We start from the raw sequence: 16,464 nt of genomic DNA, 5'->3' as shown, positions 1-16,464 counted from the left end.
TTTCATTCTCGCCTCAGTGCTGCTCGGCGTTCTGGTGTCCCGGCGCCGGCGTCTCGCTGGACGGCGCGCGGCGCAGCCACAACCAGCCGATCAGCAGCAGGGTGGGAATGCCCATCACCGCGGTGACGTAGAAGAAGTGCTCGTAGCCGAGGCTCTCGACCATGGTTCCGGAGTAGCCGCCGATGAAGCGCGGCAGCAGGAGCATGGTCGAGCTGAGCATGGCGTACTGGGTGGCGGAGAACTTCAGGTTGGTCAGGCTCGACAGGTAGGCGACGAAGGCCGAGGCGGCGAGGCCGCCGCTGAAGTTGTCGAGGGTGATGGTCATCACCAGCATCAGCACGTGCGGCTCGAGCGCCATCACCAGGCTGATCACGTCATGGCTGGGCAGGGCCTCGGCGTGCAGCGGGCCGAGCTGGGCGAGCATGGCGAACAGCAGGTTGGTGGCAGCCGAAGCGGCACCGCCGATGAACAGGATGGAGAGGATGCTGAAGCGGGCGATCAGCACCCCGCCGGCGGCGGCGCCGATCAGGGTCATGAGTACGCCGAAGACCTTGCTGACACTGGCGATGACTTCCTTGGAGAAGCCCATGTCGATGTAGAAGACCCCGGCCATCACCCCCATCACCGTGTCCGACAGGCGATAGGTGGAGATCAGGCCGAGCAGCAGCAGGGCCTGCCAGCGATAGCGCTGGACGAACTCGGTGATCGGCGTCAGCACCGGGGCCATCAGCAGGCGTCCGGGTGCCGACAGGCAGGACGCGGCGATCAGCAGGAACAGCGTGCCGCGCGGCCAGGCGCCGGAGTAGTAGGCGCGGCACATGGCGGTGACGGTGACGAGGAGGATGATCAGCACCATCACCGAGACCGCCTGGTGGACGAAATCGAACAGCGGCACTTCCTTGCCGCGCGCCGCCACCAGCAGCGGCCTGCGCACGGTGGCGAGCAGTTCGCGGACCGGGCGGATCTGCTGGCGTCCCCACGGCGACAGGCAGATCCCCATGAGCAGCGCGTAGAGGCCGGCGCGCGGCCAGGCGCGGTCGAGGAGGGCGGTGATCATCGCCGGCAGCGAGATCAGCAGGATCAGCAGCAGGAGCACCGAGAGCAGTTGGTGGTTGAAGTCGAAACGCGACGGGTTGACGTGGATCGGCACGTCCACCGCCGGCTCGCGGATCAGCAGGCTGGTGACCAGCCCAGGCAGGATCAGCAGGGCGAACAACGCATAGGTCAGGCCCCAGGCCGACTGGCTGTAGTTGAGGCTGGTGGAGCCGAACCATTCGGCGAGAATCAGCGCGCCGGCGCTGGCCAGCAGGATCGCCGCGCGGTAGCCGGTCATGTAGCAGGCAGCGAGGGCGGCCTGGCGGCTATCCTCGGCGATTTCCAGGCGGTAGGCGTCGATCGCGATGTCCTGGGTGGCGGAGGCGAACGCCACCAGCAGGGCCAGGCCGATCAGCCAGGGCAGGTGGCTCTGCGGATTGCACAGGGCCATGCCGAGCAGTCCCAGGGCGATCAGCACCTGCGAGAACACCAGCCAGGAACGGCGCCGGCCGAGACGGCCGACGAAGGGCAGGCGCCACTGGTCGAGCATCGGCGACCAGACCCACTTGAAGGCGTACACCAGCCCCAGCCAACTGGCGAAACCGATGGTATCCCGCGCCACGCCGGCTTCGCGCAGCCACACCGACAGGGTGTTGAACACCAGCATGGTCGGCAGGCCGGCGGCGAAGCCGAGCAGCAGGAGGGCCAGGCTGGCGGGAGACTTGTAGGCGACCAGGGCCTCTCGCCAGGATTGCTGAGTCATGGGGTAACCGTTCCGCAAAAAATAACGCGCACTCTAACCGCTCTACTTCGCTGTAAGCCAGCCATGCCGACGTATGTCCACCCTGTCGTTGTGCAGGAGAACGCCTTCCTCGCGCAAGCGTGCGCGTTGTTCGCGACCGCCGGGACTGTCCGCCGGCAGGCTGATGCGACCGCCGGCGCCGAGAACCCGATGCCAGGGCAGGCGGGTATCCACCGGCAACTGGCTGAGCGTCCTGCCGACCCAGCGGGCGGCGCGGCCTAGGCCGGCCAGTTCGGCCAGTTGCCCGTAGCTGACCACCTGCCCCGGCGGCACCTGCGCCAGCACCAGGTACAGGGCCTCGCGGCGCGCCTGGGCACTTGCCGGGTCGCTGCCGGCCCATGCATGCTCATCGGTTTTCCCTTTCCTGTCCGCCTTGTGAACGCCCATGTCGCTCAGAGCCCTCTGTTCAATCGTCGTGATGCTCCTGGCCGGCCCCGCGCTGGCCGACACCGTATGGCTGGACAACGGCGACCGCCTGTCCGGCGAGATCGTGCTGATGGACGGCGGCAAGCTGGCGCTGAAGACCCGTTATGCCGGCCAGGTGCTGATCGATTGGAAGGATATCGACACCATCAGTTCCGACAAACCCCTGCTGATCAAGCAGCAGGGCGTATCCGGGCAGCGTAGCCGAACCCTGGAGGCGGCGGGCAAGGGCATGGTGCGGATCGTCGATGGCGGCAGCCATACCGTCCCGCTGGCCAGTATTCGCCAGATGGTGCCGCCGCGACCGCTGGTGGAGGACCTGGTCTGGGAGGGCAATCTCGACGTCAAGCTGGATAGCAAGCGCAACGACAGCGACAAGGACGAATGGAAGCTCAAGGGCGATACCCGGCTTCGCCACGGTGCCTGGCGCCATGTGCTGGCGGGGGAAGTGGAGCGGGAAAAGAAGGACGGGCGCAAGGTCGAGGACAACTGGGAGCTGGACTACGACCTCGATCGCTTCTTCGGCGAACACTGGTTCTGGCGCGGCAGCTATTCGCAGAAGCACGATGCGATCGACAACCTGGAGCGCCAGAGCGCGCTGGGAACCGGCCCCGGCTACCAGTTCTGGGACGACGAACTCGGGCGTTTCGACCTGGTCGCCGAGATCAGTCGCTGGCAACTGGAGTGGCGCGATCAGCCGCGCGAGGATTTCACCTCCTATTCGCTGGAGTGGGACTACAAGCGGCTGCTCGCCGGCACCCGGCTGGAGCTGTACAGCAAGGGAACCGTGCTGGTTCCCGGCATCGAGCGGATCGACTACCTGCTCGACAGCGAATACGGCCTGCGCTATCGCCTGAACAGTTGGGCGCGTCTTTCGTTCCTCTATGAACTGGACCAGTTGCGCACCGAGGGGGGCACCCAGTCCGACCGGCATTACCTGATCGGGGTCGGCGTCGGCTGGTGACGCGGCTCACCTTTCGGTCGATCCGGCTGAACTTTACCGCCCGTGCCCCGGTCCTTGCTCTGCCGCCCGGCATTTGGATAATGCCGGCCTCTTCGAACCCAACTCAGTTGATTTGTGCTCATGTTGTCGAGAATCCTGCTGTGCCTCGCTGCCCTTGCAAGTTCCACCTCTGCCCTTGCCGATACGGTCTGGATGAAGAACGGTGACCGCCTTACCGGCAAGATCACCCTGTTCGACGGCGGCAAGCTGCTGCTGAAGACCGACTATGGCGGCGACATCACGCTCAAGTGGGACAAGATCTCCACCTTCGAGAGCGAGCAGAACCTGCTGGTCAAGCAGGATGCCGAGACTGGCGAGCACTCCAAGGGCATCAAGGCCGCCGGGCCGGGCCAGGTGACCCTGGTCAACGGCGAGCCGAAGACCGTGGAGCTGGCCAGCATCCAGCAGATGATGCCGCCCAAGCCGATCCTCCAGGACTGGGTATGGAACGGCAACGTCGATTTCTCGCTGGACCGCAAGCAGGCCGAGAACGATGTGTCCGACTACGACATCGATTTCAAGACCAACGCCCGCCACGGACTCTGGCGCCACAACGTGCAGGGCGAGTACAACCGCGAGAAGAAGAACGGCCAGGTCAGCACCGACAATTATTCCGGCCAGTACGCGCTGGACCGCTTCATCGACGACCACTGGTTCTGGCAGGGCCAGGTCGCCTACAAGCGCGACATGATCGAGGACCTGGCGAAGAAGCGTACCGTCGGTACCGGCCCCGGCTACCAGTTCTGGGACAACGAGCTGGGCGCGTTCTCCATCGCCACCCTGGTCAACCGCAACGACTACGAGTTCGCCGATGGCGAGAAGGAGCACTTCTATTCGTCGAGCTTCAAGTGGGACTACAACCGCTACCTGCTGGCCAAGCAGTTCGAGCTGTTCACCAACGGCGAGGTCAGCAAGCCGCTGCAATCCGGCCTGGACTACGAGCTGCAGACCGAGGCGGGGATCCGCTACAAGCTGACCAGCTGGGCTTCGCTGAGCATGAAGGCGGAATGGGACAAGTTCAGCGGCAACGACGGCAACGTCAACCAGCGCCGCTATACCTTCGGCCTCGGGGTCGGCTGGTAAGCCGGCCTGCACGAAAAAGCCCCGCGATAGCGGGGCTTTTTCCTTGCGGGGCCGGGGCCTACAGGCGCAGGCCGCCGTCCAGTTCGAGAACGCGGCCGGTGTAGTAGTCGTTCTCGAAGATGTAGGCCACCGAGTGGGCGATCTCCACCGGCTTGCCCATACGCTTGAGGGGGATGCCGGCGGTCATCTTCTCCAGCGCCTCGGGTTTCATCCCGGCGGTCATCTCGGTCTCGATGAAGCCCGGCGCCACGCCGGCCACGCGGATGCCGTAGCGCGCCAGTTCCTTCGCCCAGACCACGGTATCCGCGGCCACCCCGGCCTTGGCTGCCGAGTAGTTGGCCTGGCCCATGTTGCCGGCGCGGGAGATCGAGGAAATGTTGACGATCGCGCCTTCGTTCTTCAGCTCGATCATCTTCGCCGCCACTTCGCGGGTGCAGAGGAACACACCGGTGAGGTTGACGTCGATCACCGATTGCCATTGGGCCAGGCTCATCTTGCTCAACTGGCCGTCCTTGACCTTGATGGTCAGGCCGTCGCGGAGGATGCCGGCGTTGTTGACCAGGCCGTTGATCGCGCCGAAGTCGCTGGCGACCTGGGCCACCATGTGGGTAACCTGTTCCTCGTCCGCCACGTTGCACACGTAGGCGCGAGCGTCGCCGCCGGCGGCCTTGCAGGCAGCGACGGCTTCGTCGAGACGTTCGCGGTTGAGATCGACCAGGGCCAGCCTGGCGCCCTTGCCGGCGAGATATTCGCCCATTGCCCGGCCGAGCCCCTGGCAGCCGCCGGTGATGATGATGACCTTGTCTTTCAATTGCATTGCTTGGAACCCCACGAGCAGTTTCTGGAAGCGGACCTTGCCGGCACCTGCGAACGTACTTTGATATGCCCGTCCGTTTACGACGGATTCTATGCAAGGAGTCATAAATTGAGCGTTGAAGCTGCAAAGAATGCCCGAGAATTGCTGCTCAAGGAATACCGTGCGGTCCTTTCCACCCACTCGAAGAAATGGCCGGGCTTTCCTTTCGGCTCGGTGGTTCCCTATTGCCTGGATGCCGAAGGCCGGCCGCTGATCCTGATCAGCCGGATCGCCCAGCACACCCACAACCTGCAGGCGGACCCGCGCTGCTCGATGCTGGTAGGCGAGCGCGGCGCCGAGGATATCCAGGCTGTCGGCCGCCTCACCCTGCTGGCCGAGGCGCGGCAATTGGCGGAGGAGGAGGTCGCCGCGGCGGCCGAGCGTTACTACCGCTATTTCCCCGAGTCCGCCGACTACCATCGGGTCCACGATTTCGACTTCTGGGTGCTGCAGCCGGTCCAGTGGCGTTTCATCGGCGGTTTCGGCGCGATCCACTGGCTGGCCGCCGAGCGCGTGCCGCTGGCCAATCCGTTCGCCGGAGAAGCCGAGCGCGGCATGGTCGAGCACATGAACAGCGACCACGCCGCCGCCATCGCCCACTATGTGGAACTGGCCGGACTGCCGGCGCATGCCGCGGCGCAGCTGGCGGGAATTGATACAGAAGGTTTCCACCTGCGCATCGGCCAGGGCCTGCACTGGCTGCCGTTCCCCGCCGCCTGCGGCAACCCCGGGGCCGTGCGCCAGGCGCTGGTGCAATTGGCCAGGGCCGAGCGCTGGCCTACCGTCGAGCCGGAGCAGGGTTGAATTCTTCCCCGGCTGGCGCCAACTACTGGTGGTACCGGGGGCAAACGGGCCCCGCCAAGGACTCTGAAATGCGCGCTTTCCTCTTTCTGCTGTTGCTCTTCCCGCTGGTCGAGCTGGCCGTCCTGATCAAGGTCGGCAGTGTCATCGGGGTCGGCTGGACCCTGTTCCTGATCGTCGCCAGCGCCTTCATCGGTGCTGCATTGTTGCGCGTGGCCGGCGTGGCCACCGCCTGGCGCGCCCGCGAACGACTGGCCCGTGGCGAACTGCCGGAGCAGGAAATGCTCGAAGGCCTGTTGATCGCCGTCGGCGGCGGCCTGCTGATGCTGCCGGGTTTCATCAGCGACATCTTCGGCATCCTCTGCCTGATTCCTTTCACCCGTCGCCTGATGCTCGGCGGCCTGCGCCGCCGCGTCGAACAGCAGGCGCTGCGCCGGCGCGCCTTCGCCGACGACCTGAACGCCCGCTACGGACAGGGTCCGTCGCGGCCGAACGTCATCGAGGGCGAGTACGAGCGCCGCGACGATTCGCGCAACTGAAAAAAAAATTTCACTGCATGCCCTTGAAATGGCTTGTGGCGACCTTATGTAACGGTCACCGCAAGGTCCCTGCCACAAGGGCAGGCTGTCTTACGCGGCTCGCGCGTCGAGTCGCAACCCGGCAACGCCGGCTTCAACAAAACCCGCCGGACTTCGATCCGGCCGTTGGAAACCACTGTTTGGGAGAGTTACGACTATGAAGCTTCGTCCTCTGCATGATCGCGTCGTTATCCGTCGCAGCGAGGAAGAGACCAAGACCGCAGGCGGCATCGTGCTGCCGGGTTCCGCCGCCGAGAAGCCGAACCGCGGTGAAGTGGTAGCCGTAGGTACCGGTCGTGTACTGGACAACGGCGAAGTGCGCGCTCTGGCAGTGAAGGTGGGCGACAAGGTGGTCTTCGGGCCTTACTCCGGCAGCAACGCCATCAAGGTCGATGGCGAGGAACTGCTGGTGATGGGCGAGTCCGAAATCCTCGCCGTCCTGGAAGACTGATCGGTCTCACCACTCCGTTTTCACCGAATTCGATTTAGAGGAAAGAGAACATGGCTGCCAAAGAAGTTAAGTTCGGCGATTCCGCTCGCAAGAAAATGCTGGTCGGCGTGAACGTGCTGGCCGATGCCGTCAAGGCCACCCTCGGCCCGAAAGGCCGCAACGTGGTTCTGGACAAGTCCTTCGGCGCTCCGACCATCACCAAGGACGGCGTTTCCGTCGCCAAGGAAATCGAGCTGAAAGACAAGTTCGAGAACATGGGCGCGCAACTGGTGAAAGACGTTGCCTCCAAGGCCAACGACGCTGCCGGTGACGGCACCACCACCGCGACCGTCCTGGCCCAGGCCATCGTCAACGAAGGCCTGAAGGCCGTTGCCGCCGGCATGAACCCGATGGACCTGAAGCGTGGCATCGACAAGGCCACCGTGGCCATCGTCGCCCAGCTGAAAGAGCTGGCCAAGCCCTGCGCCGACACCAAGGCCATCGCCCAGGTAGGCACCATCTCCGCCAACTCCGACGAGTCCATCGGCCAGATCATTGCCGAAGCCATGGAAAAAGTCGGTAAAGAAGGCGTGATCACCGTCGAGGAAGGCTCGGGCCTGGAAAACGAACTGTCCGTCGTCGAAGGCATGCAGTTCGATCGCGGCTACCTGTCCCCCTACTTCGTGAACAAGCCGGACACCATGGCTGCCGAGCTGGATAGCCCGCTGCTGCTGCTGGTCGACAAGAAGATCTCCAACATCCGCGAAATGCTGCCGGTGCTGGAAGCCGTCGCCAAGGCCGGCCGTCCGCTGCTGATCGTCGCCGAGGACGTCGAGGGCGAAGCCCTGGCCACCCTGGTGGTGAACAACATGCGTGGCATCGTCAAGGTCGCGGCTGTCAAGGCTCCGGGCTTCGGCGATCGCCGCAAGGCCATGCTGCAGGACATCGCCATCCTCACCGGCGGTACCGTGATCAGCGAAGAAGTCGGCCTGAGCCTGGAAGGCGCTACCCTGGAGCACCTGGGCAACGCCAAGCGCGTCGTGATCAACAAGGAAAACACCACCATCATCGATGGCGCCGGTGTGCAGGCTGATATCGAAGCCCGCGTCCTGCAGATCCGCAAGCAGATCGAGGAAACCACTTCCGACTACGACCGCGAGAAGCTGCAAGAGCGCCTGGCCAAGCTGGCCGGCGGTGTTGCCGTGATCAAGGTAGGCGCTGCCACCGAAGTCGAGATGAAAGAGAAGAAAGCCCGCGTCGAAGACGCCCTGCACGCTACCCGTGCAGCGGTGGAAGAGGGCGTGGTTCCCGGCGGCGGCGTAGCCCTGGTTCGTGCCCTGCAAGCCATCGAAGGCCTGAAGGGTGACAACGAGGAGCAGAACGTCGGTATCGCCCTGCTGCGTCGCGCCGTCGAATCGCCGCTGCGCCAGATCGTGGCCAACGCCGGCGACGAGCCGAGCGTAGTGGTCGACAAGGTCAAGCAGGGTTCCGGCAACTACGGCTTCAACGCTGCTACCGGCGTGTACGGCGACATGATCGAGATGGGCATCCTGGACCCGGCCAAGGTCACTCGTTCCGCTCTGCAGGCTGCGGCCTCCATCGGCGGTCTGATGATCACCACCGAAGCCATGGTTGCCGAGATCGTGGAAGACAAGCCGGCCATGGGCGGCATGCCTGACATGGGCGGCATGGGCGGCATGGGCGGCATGATGTAAGCCGACCGGCCCCTGTGGTTGGAAAAGCCCCGCTTCGGCGGGGCTTTTTTATTCCTCAGTGCGGGCAGTCCTGGCGGTAGCCCGGCAGCTCCCTTGCCGCCGGTTCGCAGGCCAGGCGCAGTGCCTGCTTCAGGTCGTCGGGCAGAGTGGCGCGGCTGATCGGCCGCCAGTGCATGCGTTCGCCGAAATAGCGCGCCCAGTGGAATTCGATGAAATAGCTCTGCCGATCCTTGTCGAAGGCGTTCTCGTCCTCGGCGTAGCCGGCCAGGGCGCGGTAGGGATCGTCGCCAAGCCCGGCGAGAGCGTTCGGCAGGGCCTCGGGCGGGATCTCCGCGCCACGCGCATCGTGCAGCCAGACCCAGTGGTTTTCCTGCATCTTCTCCCAGAAGTCGCTGGCCTGGGGTAGCCGGCCGATCACCTTCACCGGCACGCCCTGTTTCGGGGCCAGGCGCCAGAGCGCGCTACTCAGGTGATGGCGATCGGTGAGGTAGAAGCGGCCGCCGGGGCCGATCACCACCGGAATCTCCTTCTTGCGCAAGTAGCGCTCGAGAGCCTTGGGCTTCTTCCCGGCGAGCTTGGCCTGGTCATCCTCGACCTGCAGCAGGCCGACATTCTGCTGGGTCGGGTGGAGAGCCGCGAGCGGCAGCTCGCACCAGCTACCGACGGAGGTTTGCGGCGAGCAATCCTCGGCCTGGGCGGTGGCGGACAGGAACAGGCAACAAAGCAGCAGGACTGGGCGCATGGGGGCTCCGGCGAAGGAAGGGGAAAGGTTCCCTAGACTGGCACGCTTCGGGCGATCCGGCGTACTCCGGCCTTTGATAGGTGCCTCGCTTTGTGCCAATCTTGCCGACAGGAGATGGCATTCCTCCTTCAACCGCCCCTGGGGCTGATGATGCCTACGCATGAACCTGGAAAGGCGCGTAGGCGCTCGCCTGCCGCCTGTCCGAATCGCTCCTACAAGGACAGGACTATGTGGAAATCCATTCTCGCCATCGCCCTCGGCGCCGCCCTGGGGGCGTTGCTGCGCTGGTTCCTCGGGCTCAAGCTGAACAGCCTGCTGCCCAGCATTCCCCCCGGCACGCTGCTGGCCAACCTGGTCGGCGGCTATGTCATCGGCGCGGCGATTGCCTATTTCGCCCAGGCGCCGGGCATCGCTCCGGAATGGCGGCTACTGATCATCACCGGGTTCTGCGGCGGCCTGACCACTTTCTCCACCTTTTCCGCCGAGGTCGTCAGCCTGCTTCAGGAGGGCCGCCTGGGCTGGGCCGCCGGGGCCATCGCGACGCACGTCAGCGGCTCGTTGCTGATGACCCTGCTGGGGTTGTTCTCGATGAACTGGATGCTGGGCAAATAGCGCAGCGGGAGGACCGACCATGCAAGGCTATCAACTGACCTTCATCACCCAGCAGGGGCGCCGCCACCAGGGCCAGCCGATCTGCGACTGGCTGCTGGAAGAGGCGCGCCGCCTGGGCGTGCGCGGTGCCACCGCGCTGGCTGCCAGCGAAGGCTTCGGCCAGAGCGGCCGGCTGCATTCGATGCACTTCTTCGAGCTGGCCGACCAGCCGCAGGAAACCCTCATGGCGGTCGATCCCGAGCAGGCAGAACGGCTGTTCGAGTCGATCCGCCAGGCCGGCGTGCGGCTGTTCTACATGAAGGTGCCCATCGAGTTCGGCGTGCTGGGAGCGGACGAATCGTCTTCCTGAACGCGGTTTTCGTCGGCGCCGCCGTTGCGCTGTCCCCGCGTCTCCGGTCGGTAGAGCATCAGGCGGTACAGGCCGAGGCAGATCAGCCAGTCGAACAGCATCGTCCACAGGTTGTGCGAGAGGAAGTGCGCACCTTGCAGCATGCGCGACAGCGATAGCAGACAGCCCATGGCGAAGGCGAAGGCCAGGGCGTAGCGCGCCAGCCTGGGCTTGCGGTCGCGCAGGGCGAAGAACAGCGCGAACAGGACGAATCCGGACGATGCGTGCCCGCCCGGCCAGCAGCGTCCGGGGTGCTCGGTCGGCGGCCGTGGGCTGAGCAGCGAACTATAGGTTTCCTCGCCGCCGAACTGCGCCAGACTCCAGGGGCACTGCACGGCGGTGAGCGCCTTGAGCGGAGTGACTATGCTGGCTGCAAGGCTCATGGCGAGGAACACATAGGCCAGCGGCCTGCTCAGTGCGCGCCATGGCCGGTGGAACAGTCCGGCGATGGAGACCAGCAGGCCGAGGACGCTGATGGCGATCACCAGTTGCTTGACCCGGTCGTGCAGGATGTTCTCCAGGAACCAACTGTGCCGGCCGATGAAGCCGGCGCCCGGGTCGTACATCAGGTTGGCCAGGGCGAGGTCGAGGGTCACCGGCTCGAAGGCCAGCAGCAGTGCCGCCAGGCCCAGCGGCAGGGCGAGGAACAGCCAGGGGTTGAATGGACGGGAAGGGGAATGGACGGCGGCCTGGGTCATGCGATCTCCAACGCTGGCGTTGACGTTCTCTTGACTTCGACGCTGGTTAAATCCACCGCCGGGGTTCGTGCGCATCCGCAAAGCCGCTATGATCGGCGGCCATGGAAGACGCCATGCAGTCTCTGGTGGCGAGCGTAGAGCCGGTGTGAATCGCCGGTGAAGAATCCGTAAATGCGCGAGAGGCGCTCAATCGGTCTTCCTGCGAAGGAGTGGGACATGCGAATACTGGTGGTCGAAGACAACCGCGACATCCTGGCCAACCTGGCCGATTACCTGTCGCTCAAGGGCTATACCGTGGATTGCGCGCAGGACGGGCTGTCCGGCCTGCACCTGGCGGCCACCGAGCACTACGACCTGATCGTGCTCGACGTGATGCTGCCGGGAATCGACGGCTATGCCCTGTGCCGGCGCCTGCGCGAAGACGCACGGCGCGACACCCCGGTGATCATGCTCACCGCCCGCGACCAGTTGGACGATCGCCTGCAGGGGTTTCGTTCCGGAGCCGACGATTACCTGGTCAAGCCCTTCGCCCTTTCCGAACTTTCCGCACGCATCGAGGCGGTGCTGCGTCGCGCCCAGGGTGGCGGCCGCCGCGAGCTGAGCGTGGCCGATCTCAGCTATGACCTGGACACCCTGGAGGTCAAGCGCGCGGGCAAGTCGCTCAAGCTCAATCCGATCGGCCTAAAGCTGCTCGCAGTGCTGATGCAGAAGAGCCCCCATGTGGTGCGCCGGGATGCCCTGGAAGAAGCGGTCTGGGGCGACGACTGCCCGGACAGTGACAGCCTGCGCAGCCACGTCCATCAACTCCGTCAGGTGATCGACAAGCCATTCTCCGTGGCCTTGCTGCATACGGTGCATGGCGTCGGCTACCGCCTGGCGGAGGAGCCGAATGGAGTATAAGCAGAGCCTCGCCCGCCGGATCGTCATCGCCTTCATGCTGATGACGGTCGCCGTGGGGGGACTGTTCTCCGCCGGCATCGTCGGCGTGGTCCACATCATCGAGGAGCGCCTGATTTCCCGCGACCTGGGCGGCGAGCTGGAGCGCATCCTGCGCGACGACCTGGCCCAGGGACGCAACCCGGTGCTCGATCCCGGCATGCGCTTCTTCATCAGCGACGGCCAGGGCTCCTACGCCATGCCGCCGGCGCTGGACCAACTGGATGTCGGTTTCCACGAAGTGTTCGAGGGCGACTTGTCGTTCCATGCGCTGGTGCGCGACATCGATGGTCGCCGCTTCGTCCTGCTGCAGGACCAGAGCGATTTCGAAGCGCGCGAGCAGGTGCTCTACGCCTCGGTGCTGACCGGCTACGTGCTGAGCATCGCCCTGGCCGGCCTGCTTGGCTGGATGCTCGCGCGCAAGGTGATGGAGCCGGTGGTGCGCCTGGCGCGCCAGGTGCGGCATCGCGAACAGTTGCTCGGTCTGGCGCCGCCGTTGGCGCCGGACTACGCCAACGACGAGGTCGGCGAGCTGGCCGCTTCCTTCGACGAGACCCTTGGCCGCCTGCGCGACGCGCTCAAGCGCGAGCAATTGTTCACCAGCGACGTCAGTCATGAGTTGCGTACGCCGTTGATGGTCATCGCCACCTCATGCGAACTGCTGGCCGAAGAACCCAGCCTCGGCCCGCGCGCCCGTGGCCAACTGGAGCGGATGACCAAGGCCACCGAGGAGATGCGCGACCTGGTGCAAACCTTCCTGTTGCTGGCGCGTGCGCAGAAGGGCGAGGAAAGCCTGGCGCCCCACGGTAGCCTGGAGAGCATCGCCGACGACCTGGTCCAGGTCTGGCGCGAACAGGTCGAGGCGCGAGGACTGACCCTGCACTACCGCAACGAAGGTGCCTGCGCCGGCCAGTTCAACGCGCCACTGCTGCGCGCGGTGATGGGCAACCTGTTGCGCAACGCGACCCACTACACCGATGCCGGGAGCATCACGCTGACCCTCGACGAGCATGGTTTCAGCGTCGAGGACACCGGGGCGGGCGTCCCGGAAGAACAACGCGAACGCATTTTCATGCCCTTCGTTCGCGGCAGTTCCAGCTCCGGGCGCGGCGAAGGCCTTGGCCTCGGGCTCTCGCTGGTGAAGCGGATCTGCGCCGCCGAGGGCTGGAGCGTAACCCTCAGCGCGGTGGAGCCGCATGGCTGCCGGTTCGAAGTTTTACTCGATGTTGCTTGACGAAAAATTCACCACCCCTTGACCCGAGCTTGACGGCTGGATTCATACCGTTCGTCTCATGAATCCTGGAGTTCTCGTCATGAACAATCCGCCTGTCGACCTCGACTTTTCTCACAAGTATGATCGCGAGCATGCTGAGGCCTACCTGAAGAAGCATCAGGACGGCCTCGCCCGGAAACTTTCCCACCGGCGCGACGTCCAACTCGCCCGGCACGCGCTGAAGCTCGCGGGGCAGCCCAACCTGGTGCTCGACCTGCCCTGCGGCGCCGGACGCTTCTGGCCGCTGCTGGCGGAAAAGGACAACCGGGTGATCATCGGCGCCGACAATTCCGCGGACATGCTGGCGGTCGCCTGCGCCGGCCAGCCGGACGGTGTGGTGAAACGGGTACGGCCCTTGCAGACTTCCGCTTTCGCCATCGACCTGCCGGACAGCTCGGTGGACAATATCTTCTGCATGCGGCTGCTCCACCACATCGGCGAGGCGGACGATCGACGCGTCCTGCTCCGCGAGTTTCACCGGGTCACGCGGGACAGCGTGATCCTTTCCCTCTGGGTCGATGGCAATTTCAAGGCCTGGAAGCGTAGGCGCATGGAGGCACGGCGGGTAGCGAACGGGGAACAGACCGGCTACCAGAACCGCTTCGTATTACCAGCCGAAACGGTCGAGCGCGAGTTCCGCGACGCCGGCTTCGTCGTCCAGAAGCATCTCGATTTCATCCCGCTGTATCACATGTGGCGGGTCTATATCTTGCGAAAGGAATAACGATGGCTCCCGATCTGGCATCCCTGCAACGTATCTCCGGCGACTCCGCCATCGACCAGTGGTTGCAGGTACCCGGCAGCTGGGTCGAGGAGCCCAACGAGCGCCGTGGCGGGGCCAGCGGCGTGCAGCGGGTGTACACCGGCGATGGACGGCTGCTCTATCGCAAGCAGCAGACCGGCCACGTCTACCGCGACTGGCAGCGCCCTTTCGGCTATCCCACCGCCATGCGCGAGCGCGATGCGCTACGGGCCTTCGAGTCGCTCGGTATACGCGTGCCGCGCCTGGTCTATTCCGGCTGCCGCAAGGTCGACGGGCAATGGCAGGCGCTGCTGGTGACCGAAGCCCTGGAGGGTTTCTCCAGCCTCGACGAGTGCTATGCGCGCGGTGACCAGGACCGCTGGGGCGAAGCGAAGCACCAAAGAATTCTGCAACAAATCGGCGCTACCATTGCCCGGATGAATCTCGCCCACTGGCAGCACGGTTGTCTCTATCCGAAGCACATCTTCGTCCGCGTCGAGGGTGAGGCCATCGAAGTAGCGCTGATCGACCTGGAGAAGAGCCGCCGCCGCCTTACGGTGAACAAGGCGTCCCAGCACGACCTGAAGCAGTTGAAGCGCCGTTCGTCGTGGACTGGCGCGCAGTGGCAAGCCTTCATCTATGGTTACCAGACGGCGTTTGGCAGCGCCATCAAAGGGTTGCAGACATGAAATTAGAAATCACTCGAGGTTTGTTGCTGGTCGGCGCTCTCGCCGTGGCTACAGCCGCGGCTGCCGCCTGGCACGAACCCGCGCCGAACGTGGTGCAGATGAGCGGCGGTCATGAGTACTGCCCGACGCCTTCGGCGCTCAAGGCCGAGCGGCCGACGCGTCAGGAGGTCCAGCCGAACAAGGACATCCTGCTGCTGATGTTCGGTCTTTCCCAGGGGGGAGCCAGCCTGTCGCGCTGAGTCTCCTTGTCGAAAAAGCCCCGCCTTGGCGGGGCTTTTTCATGGGCGATGAGATCGTCGGAGGCATGGGCCGAATAAGGACCAGGCCTCATGCGCCACCCTGCCGCAGCGCGCCAGGCTTGCCCTAGGCGACCTGGAACACGTGCTTGAGGTAGTGGATGAAGTCAGGGTCCCGGCATTGCGCCTTGCCGGGCGTATCGGAGATCTTCGCCACCGGATGGCCGTTGCAGGCGCTCATCTTCACCACGATGTTCATCGGCTCGACGCCCGGCAGGTCGCAGGTGAAATGCGTGCCTATGCCGAAGCTGACGTTGATCCGGCCCTGCAGCGCGCGATAGATCTTCAGGGCCCGCGGCAGGTCGAGGCCGTCGGAGAACACCAGGGTCTTGGTCAGCGGGTCGATGCCCAGCTTGAGGTAGTGGGCGATGGTCTTTTCCGCCCACAGCAATGGGTCGCCCGAGTCGTGGCGGAGGCCGTCGAAGAGCTTGGCGAAATAGAGGTCGAAGTCGCGCAGGAAGGCATCGGTGGTGATGCAGTCGGTCAGCGCGATGCCGAGCAGCCCACGGTATTCGCGGACCCAGCAGTCCAACGCGGCACTCTGGCTGTCGATCAGGCGCGGACCGAGCTGCTGGTGGGCCATCAGCCATTCGTGGGCCATGGTGCCGAGGGGCTTGAGGTCGAGCTTGCGTGCCAGGTGGACGTTGCTGGTGCCGACGAAGCAGCCCGGAAAGTCCTCCTTCAGACCGCTCACCACCGCCTCGTGGACCCGATAGGAGAAGCGGCGGCGGGTACCGAAGTCGGCCATCTTGAAGCCGGCCAGTTCCTCGGCGCTGGCCTCCCGGCGCAGCCAATCGAACTTTTCCTGCAGGCGTTCGCGCGCCTGCTCGACGGTGGCGGCCGGGTAGCGGGCGCGGTTGCGCACCTCGCTGATCATCGCCAGCAGCGGCACTTCGAAGAGGATCACGTGCAGCCAGGGACCTTTCAGGCGCAGGAAGAATTCGTCGTTCTCGATGCCGGTCTGCACGTAGCGCGGGTTGAAGCGGAACAACCCGAGGAAGCGGATGAAGTCCGGCGCGAGGAAGGGAATCCGTTCGAGGAAGGCCAGTTGCTCGTCGCTGATCGCCAGGCCCGCCAGGTATTCCAGTTGTTCGCGGATGGCCGGCAGGTACAGGCGCAGGTCTTCCTGGTTGCGGCAGCGGAACTCCCACTCCACCTCGGCGTTGGGATAGTTGTGCAGCACCGCCTGCATCATGGTCAGCTTGTAGAAGTCGGTATCCAGCAGGTTCTGCACGATACGTTCGGAAAAAGCGCTCTCGGCCATGCTCGTCTCACCACTGCGTTTCAGCGGGCAGTCTACTGGAGGCGGCTGCCGGCGGACATAGGATCGCGCCCGGAGGGCTGTGGGATGGGGCGACAGCG

Annotated in this window: 19 protein-coding genes and 1 riboswitch; of the genes, 13 read left to right on the top strand and 6 right to left on the bottom strand. The window is 64.9% G+C overall.

Annotation, left to right across the window (positions count from 1 at the left end; genetic code table 11):
• Positions 1–13: 13 nt before the first annotated feature.
• Positions 14–1,798, bottom strand: a complete 1,785-nt coding sequence (gene ampG / locus ACTJJX_RS07270) for an MFS transporter AmpG (protein WP_003094076.1) — start codon at positions 1,796–1,798, stop codon at positions 14–16.
• A gap of 42 nt (positions 1,799–1,840) precedes the next feature.
• A complete protein-coding gene (locus tag ACTJJX_RS07265; protein ID WP_003112757.1) occupies positions 1,841–2,224 on the bottom strand; it encodes an MGMT family protein in 384 nt (127 codons plus the stop codon).
• Between ACTJJX_RS07265 and ACTJJX_RS07260 the strand changes: the two genes are divergently transcribed.
• Entirely contained in the window at positions 2,223–3,224 is a 1,002-nt protein-coding gene (locus ACTJJX_RS07260; RefSeq protein WP_016852105.1) for a DUF481 domain-containing protein, read from the top strand. The two genes, ACTJJX_RS07265 and ACTJJX_RS07260, sit on opposite strands and share 2 nt — an antisense overlap.
• A gap of 114 nt (positions 3,225–3,338) precedes the next feature.
• Positions 3,339–4,346, top strand: a complete 1,008-nt coding sequence (locus tag ACTJJX_RS07255) for a DUF481 domain-containing protein (RefSeq protein ID WP_003120892.1) — start codon at positions 3,339–3,341, stop codon at positions 4,344–4,346.
• 58 nt (positions 4,347–4,404) lie between these two features.
• On the opposite strand, the gene ACTJJX_RS07250 is transcribed toward ACTJJX_RS07255, so the two are convergent.
• Entirely contained in the window at positions 4,405–5,163 is a 759-nt protein-coding gene (locus ACTJJX_RS07250) for an SDR family oxidoreductase (protein ID WP_003094072.1), read from the bottom strand.
• A 108-nt stretch (positions 5,164–5,271) separates the two neighbouring features.
• Here ACTJJX_RS07250 and ACTJJX_RS07245 point away from each other — a divergent pair, with 108 nt between their 5' ends.
• From ACTJJX_RS07245 to groL, 4 genes are all read left to right on the top strand, one after another.
• Positions 5,272–6,006 carry a HugZ family pyridoxamine 5'-phosphate oxidase gene (locus tag ACTJJX_RS07245; RefSeq protein ID WP_003112758.1) on the top strand — a complete coding sequence of 245 codons (735 nt, stop codon included), beginning with the start codon at positions 5,272–5,274 and terminating at the stop codon, positions 6,004–6,006.
• Positions 6,007–6,074: 68 nt separating this feature from the next.
• Positions 6,075–6,542, top strand: coding sequence for an FxsA family protein (locus ACTJJX_RS07240; RefSeq protein WP_003094066.1), 468 nt, complete (start codon positions 6,075–6,077; stop codon positions 6,540–6,542).
• 196 nt (positions 6,543–6,738) lie between these two features.
• Positions 6,739–7,032: a co-chaperone GroES gene (locus tag ACTJJX_RS07235; protein WP_003094064.1), complete on the top strand. Its 294-nt coding sequence runs from the start codon at positions 6,739–6,741 to the stop codon at positions 7,030–7,032.
• Positions 7,033–7,082: 50 nt separating this feature from the next.
• Positions 7,083–8,726, top strand: a complete 1,644-nt coding sequence (gene groL, locus ACTJJX_RS07230) for a chaperonin GroEL (protein WP_003094059.1) — start codon at positions 7,083–7,085, stop codon at positions 8,724–8,726.
• Positions 8,727–8,781: 55 nt separating this feature from the next.
• Here groL and ACTJJX_RS07225 read toward each other — a convergent pair whose 3' ends face one another.
• On the bottom strand, positions 8,782–9,468 hold the full coding sequence (locus ACTJJX_RS07225; protein ID WP_016852104.1) for a ParB-like protein: 687 nt from the start codon (positions 9,466–9,468) through the stop codon (positions 8,782–8,784).
• A gap of 101 nt (positions 9,469–9,569) precedes the next feature.
• Positions 9,570–9,632: riboswitch (Fluoride riboswitch) on the top strand.
• A gap of 64 nt (positions 9,633–9,696) precedes the next feature.
• On the opposite strand from ACTJJX_RS07225, the gene crcB reads away from it, so the two are divergent.
• Positions 9,697–10,080, top strand: a complete 384-nt coding sequence (gene crcB, locus ACTJJX_RS07220; protein WP_003094051.1) for a fluoride efflux transporter CrcB — start codon at positions 9,697–9,699, stop codon at positions 10,078–10,080.
• A gap of 19 nt (positions 10,081–10,099) precedes the next feature.
• On the top strand, positions 10,100–10,429 hold the full coding sequence (locus tag ACTJJX_RS07215; RefSeq protein WP_016852103.1) for a DUF190 domain-containing protein: 330 nt from the start codon (positions 10,100–10,102) through the stop codon (positions 10,427–10,429).
• Here the strand turns inward: ACTJJX_RS07215 and ACTJJX_RS07210 are convergent.
• Positions 10,372–11,166 (bottom strand): phosphatase PAP2 family protein, encoded by a 795-nt coding sequence (locus ACTJJX_RS07210; RefSeq protein ID WP_003112760.1) that lies wholly within the window; start codon positions 11,164–11,166, stop codon positions 10,372–10,374. The genes ACTJJX_RS07215 and ACTJJX_RS07210 overlap by 58 nt on opposite strands.
• A 216-nt stretch (positions 11,167–11,382) precedes the next feature.
• On the opposite strand from ACTJJX_RS07210, the gene ACTJJX_RS07205 reads away from it, so the two are divergent.
• The 5 genes from ACTJJX_RS07205 to ACTJJX_RS07185 all read left to right on the top strand — a co-directional run bounded on the left by ACTJJX_RS07205 (position 11,383) and on the right by ACTJJX_RS07185 (position 15,045).
• Positions 11,383–12,066, top strand: coding sequence for a response regulator transcription factor (locus ACTJJX_RS07205; RefSeq protein WP_003094039.1), 684 nt, complete (start codon positions 11,383–11,385; stop codon positions 12,064–12,066).
• A complete protein-coding gene (locus ACTJJX_RS07200) occupies positions 12,056–13,336 on the top strand; it encodes a sensor histidine kinase (protein ID WP_003094037.1) in 1,281 nt (426 codons plus the stop codon). Before ACTJJX_RS07205 ends, ACTJJX_RS07200 begins: the two co-directional genes overlap by 11 nt.
• A 79-nt stretch (positions 13,337–13,415) precedes the next feature.
• Positions 13,416–14,099, top strand: coding sequence for a class I SAM-dependent methyltransferase (locus ACTJJX_RS07195; protein WP_003094031.1), 684 nt, complete (start codon positions 13,416–13,418; stop codon positions 14,097–14,099).
• 2 nt (positions 14,100–14,101) lie between these two features.
• Positions 14,102–14,806, top strand: coding sequence for a lipopolysaccharide kinase InaA family protein (locus tag ACTJJX_RS07190; protein ID WP_003094029.1), 705 nt, complete (start codon positions 14,102–14,104; stop codon positions 14,804–14,806).
• Entirely contained in the window at positions 14,803–15,045 is a 243-nt protein-coding gene (locus ACTJJX_RS07185; RefSeq protein WP_003102660.1) for a hypothetical protein, read from the top strand. The genes ACTJJX_RS07190 and ACTJJX_RS07185 overlap by 4 nt, the downstream gene beginning before the upstream one ends.
• Positions 15,046–15,169: 124 nt before the next feature.
• Here the strand turns inward: ACTJJX_RS07185 and pncB are convergent, their stop codons facing one another.
• A complete protein-coding gene (gene pncB, locus ACTJJX_RS07180; protein ID WP_003102657.1) occupies positions 15,170–16,366 on the bottom strand; it encodes a nicotinate phosphoribosyltransferase in 1,197 nt (398 codons plus the stop codon).
• Between the last annotated feature and the right edge of the window lie 98 nt (positions 16,367–16,464).

It is taken from the genome of Pseudomonas sp. 22490 (genome assembly GCF_052044465.1).
GTDB classification, from domain to species: Bacteria; Pseudomonadota; Gammaproteobacteria; order Pseudomonadales; family Pseudomonadaceae; genus Pseudomonas; species Pseudomonas aeruginosa.
This window is presented reverse-complemented; position numbering and strand designations above follow the sequence as displayed.

Coding starts and splice junctions, on each gene's coding strand:
- groL (WP_003094059.1), top strand. CDS start 7,083: ATGGCTGCCAAAGAAGTTAAGTTCGGCGATTCCGCTCGCAAGAAAATG.
- ACTJJX_RS07240 (WP_003094066.1), top strand. CDS start 6,075: ATGCGCGCTTTCCTCTTTCTGCTGTTGCTCTTCCCGCTGGTCGAGCTG.
- ACTJJX_RS07215 (WP_016852103.1), top strand. CDS start 10,100: ATGCAAGGCTATCAACTGACCTTCATCACCCAGCAGGGGCGCCGCCAC.
- ACTJJX_RS07235 (WP_003094064.1), top strand. CDS start 6,739: ATGAAGCTTCGTCCTCTGCATGATCGCGTCGTTATCCGTCGCAGCGAG.
- ACTJJX_RS07265 (WP_003112757.1), bottom strand. CDS start 2,224: ATGGGCGTTCACAAGGCGGACAGGAAAGGGAAAACCGATGAGCATGCA.
- ACTJJX_RS07260 (WP_016852105.1), top strand. CDS start 2,223: ATGTCGCTCAGAGCCCTCTGTTCAATCGTCGTGATGCTCCTGGCCGGC.
- ACTJJX_RS07250 (WP_003094072.1), bottom strand. CDS start 5,163: ATGCAATTGAAAGACAAGGTCATCATCATCACCGGCGGCTGCCAGGGG.
- ACTJJX_RS07185 (WP_003102660.1), top strand. CDS start 14,803: ATGAAATTAGAAATCACTCGAGGTTTGTTGCTGGTCGGCGCTCTCGCC.
- ampG (WP_003094076.1), bottom strand. CDS start 1,798: ATGACTCAGCAATCCTGGCGAGAGGCCCTGGTCGCCTACAAGTCTCCC.
- ACTJJX_RS07190 (WP_003094029.1), top strand. CDS start 14,102: ATGGCTCCCGATCTGGCATCCCTGCAACGTATCTCCGGCGACTCCGCC.
- ACTJJX_RS07225 (WP_016852104.1), bottom strand. CDS start 9,468: ATGCGCCCAGTCCTGCTGCTTTGTTGCCTGTTCCTGTCCGCCACCGCC.
- ACTJJX_RS07200 (WP_003094037.1), top strand. CDS start 12,056: ATGGAGTATAAGCAGAGCCTCGCCCGCCGGATCGTCATCGCCTTCATG.
- crcB (WP_003094051.1), top strand. CDS start 9,697: ATGTGGAAATCCATTCTCGCCATCGCCCTCGGCGCCGCCCTGGGGGCG.
- ACTJJX_RS07195 (WP_003094031.1), top strand. CDS start 13,416: ATGAACAATCCGCCTGTCGACCTCGACTTTTCTCACAAGTATGATCGC.
- pncB (WP_003102657.1), bottom strand. CDS start 16,366: ATGGCCGAGAGCGCTTTTTCCGAACGTATCGTGCAGAACCTGCTGGAT.
- ACTJJX_RS07205 (WP_003094039.1), top strand. CDS start 11,383: ATGCGAATACTGGTGGTCGAAGACAACCGCGACATCCTGGCCAACCTG.
- ACTJJX_RS07210 (WP_003112760.1), bottom strand. CDS start 11,166: ATGACCCAGGCCGCCGTCCATTCCCCTTCCCGTCCATTCAACCCCTGG.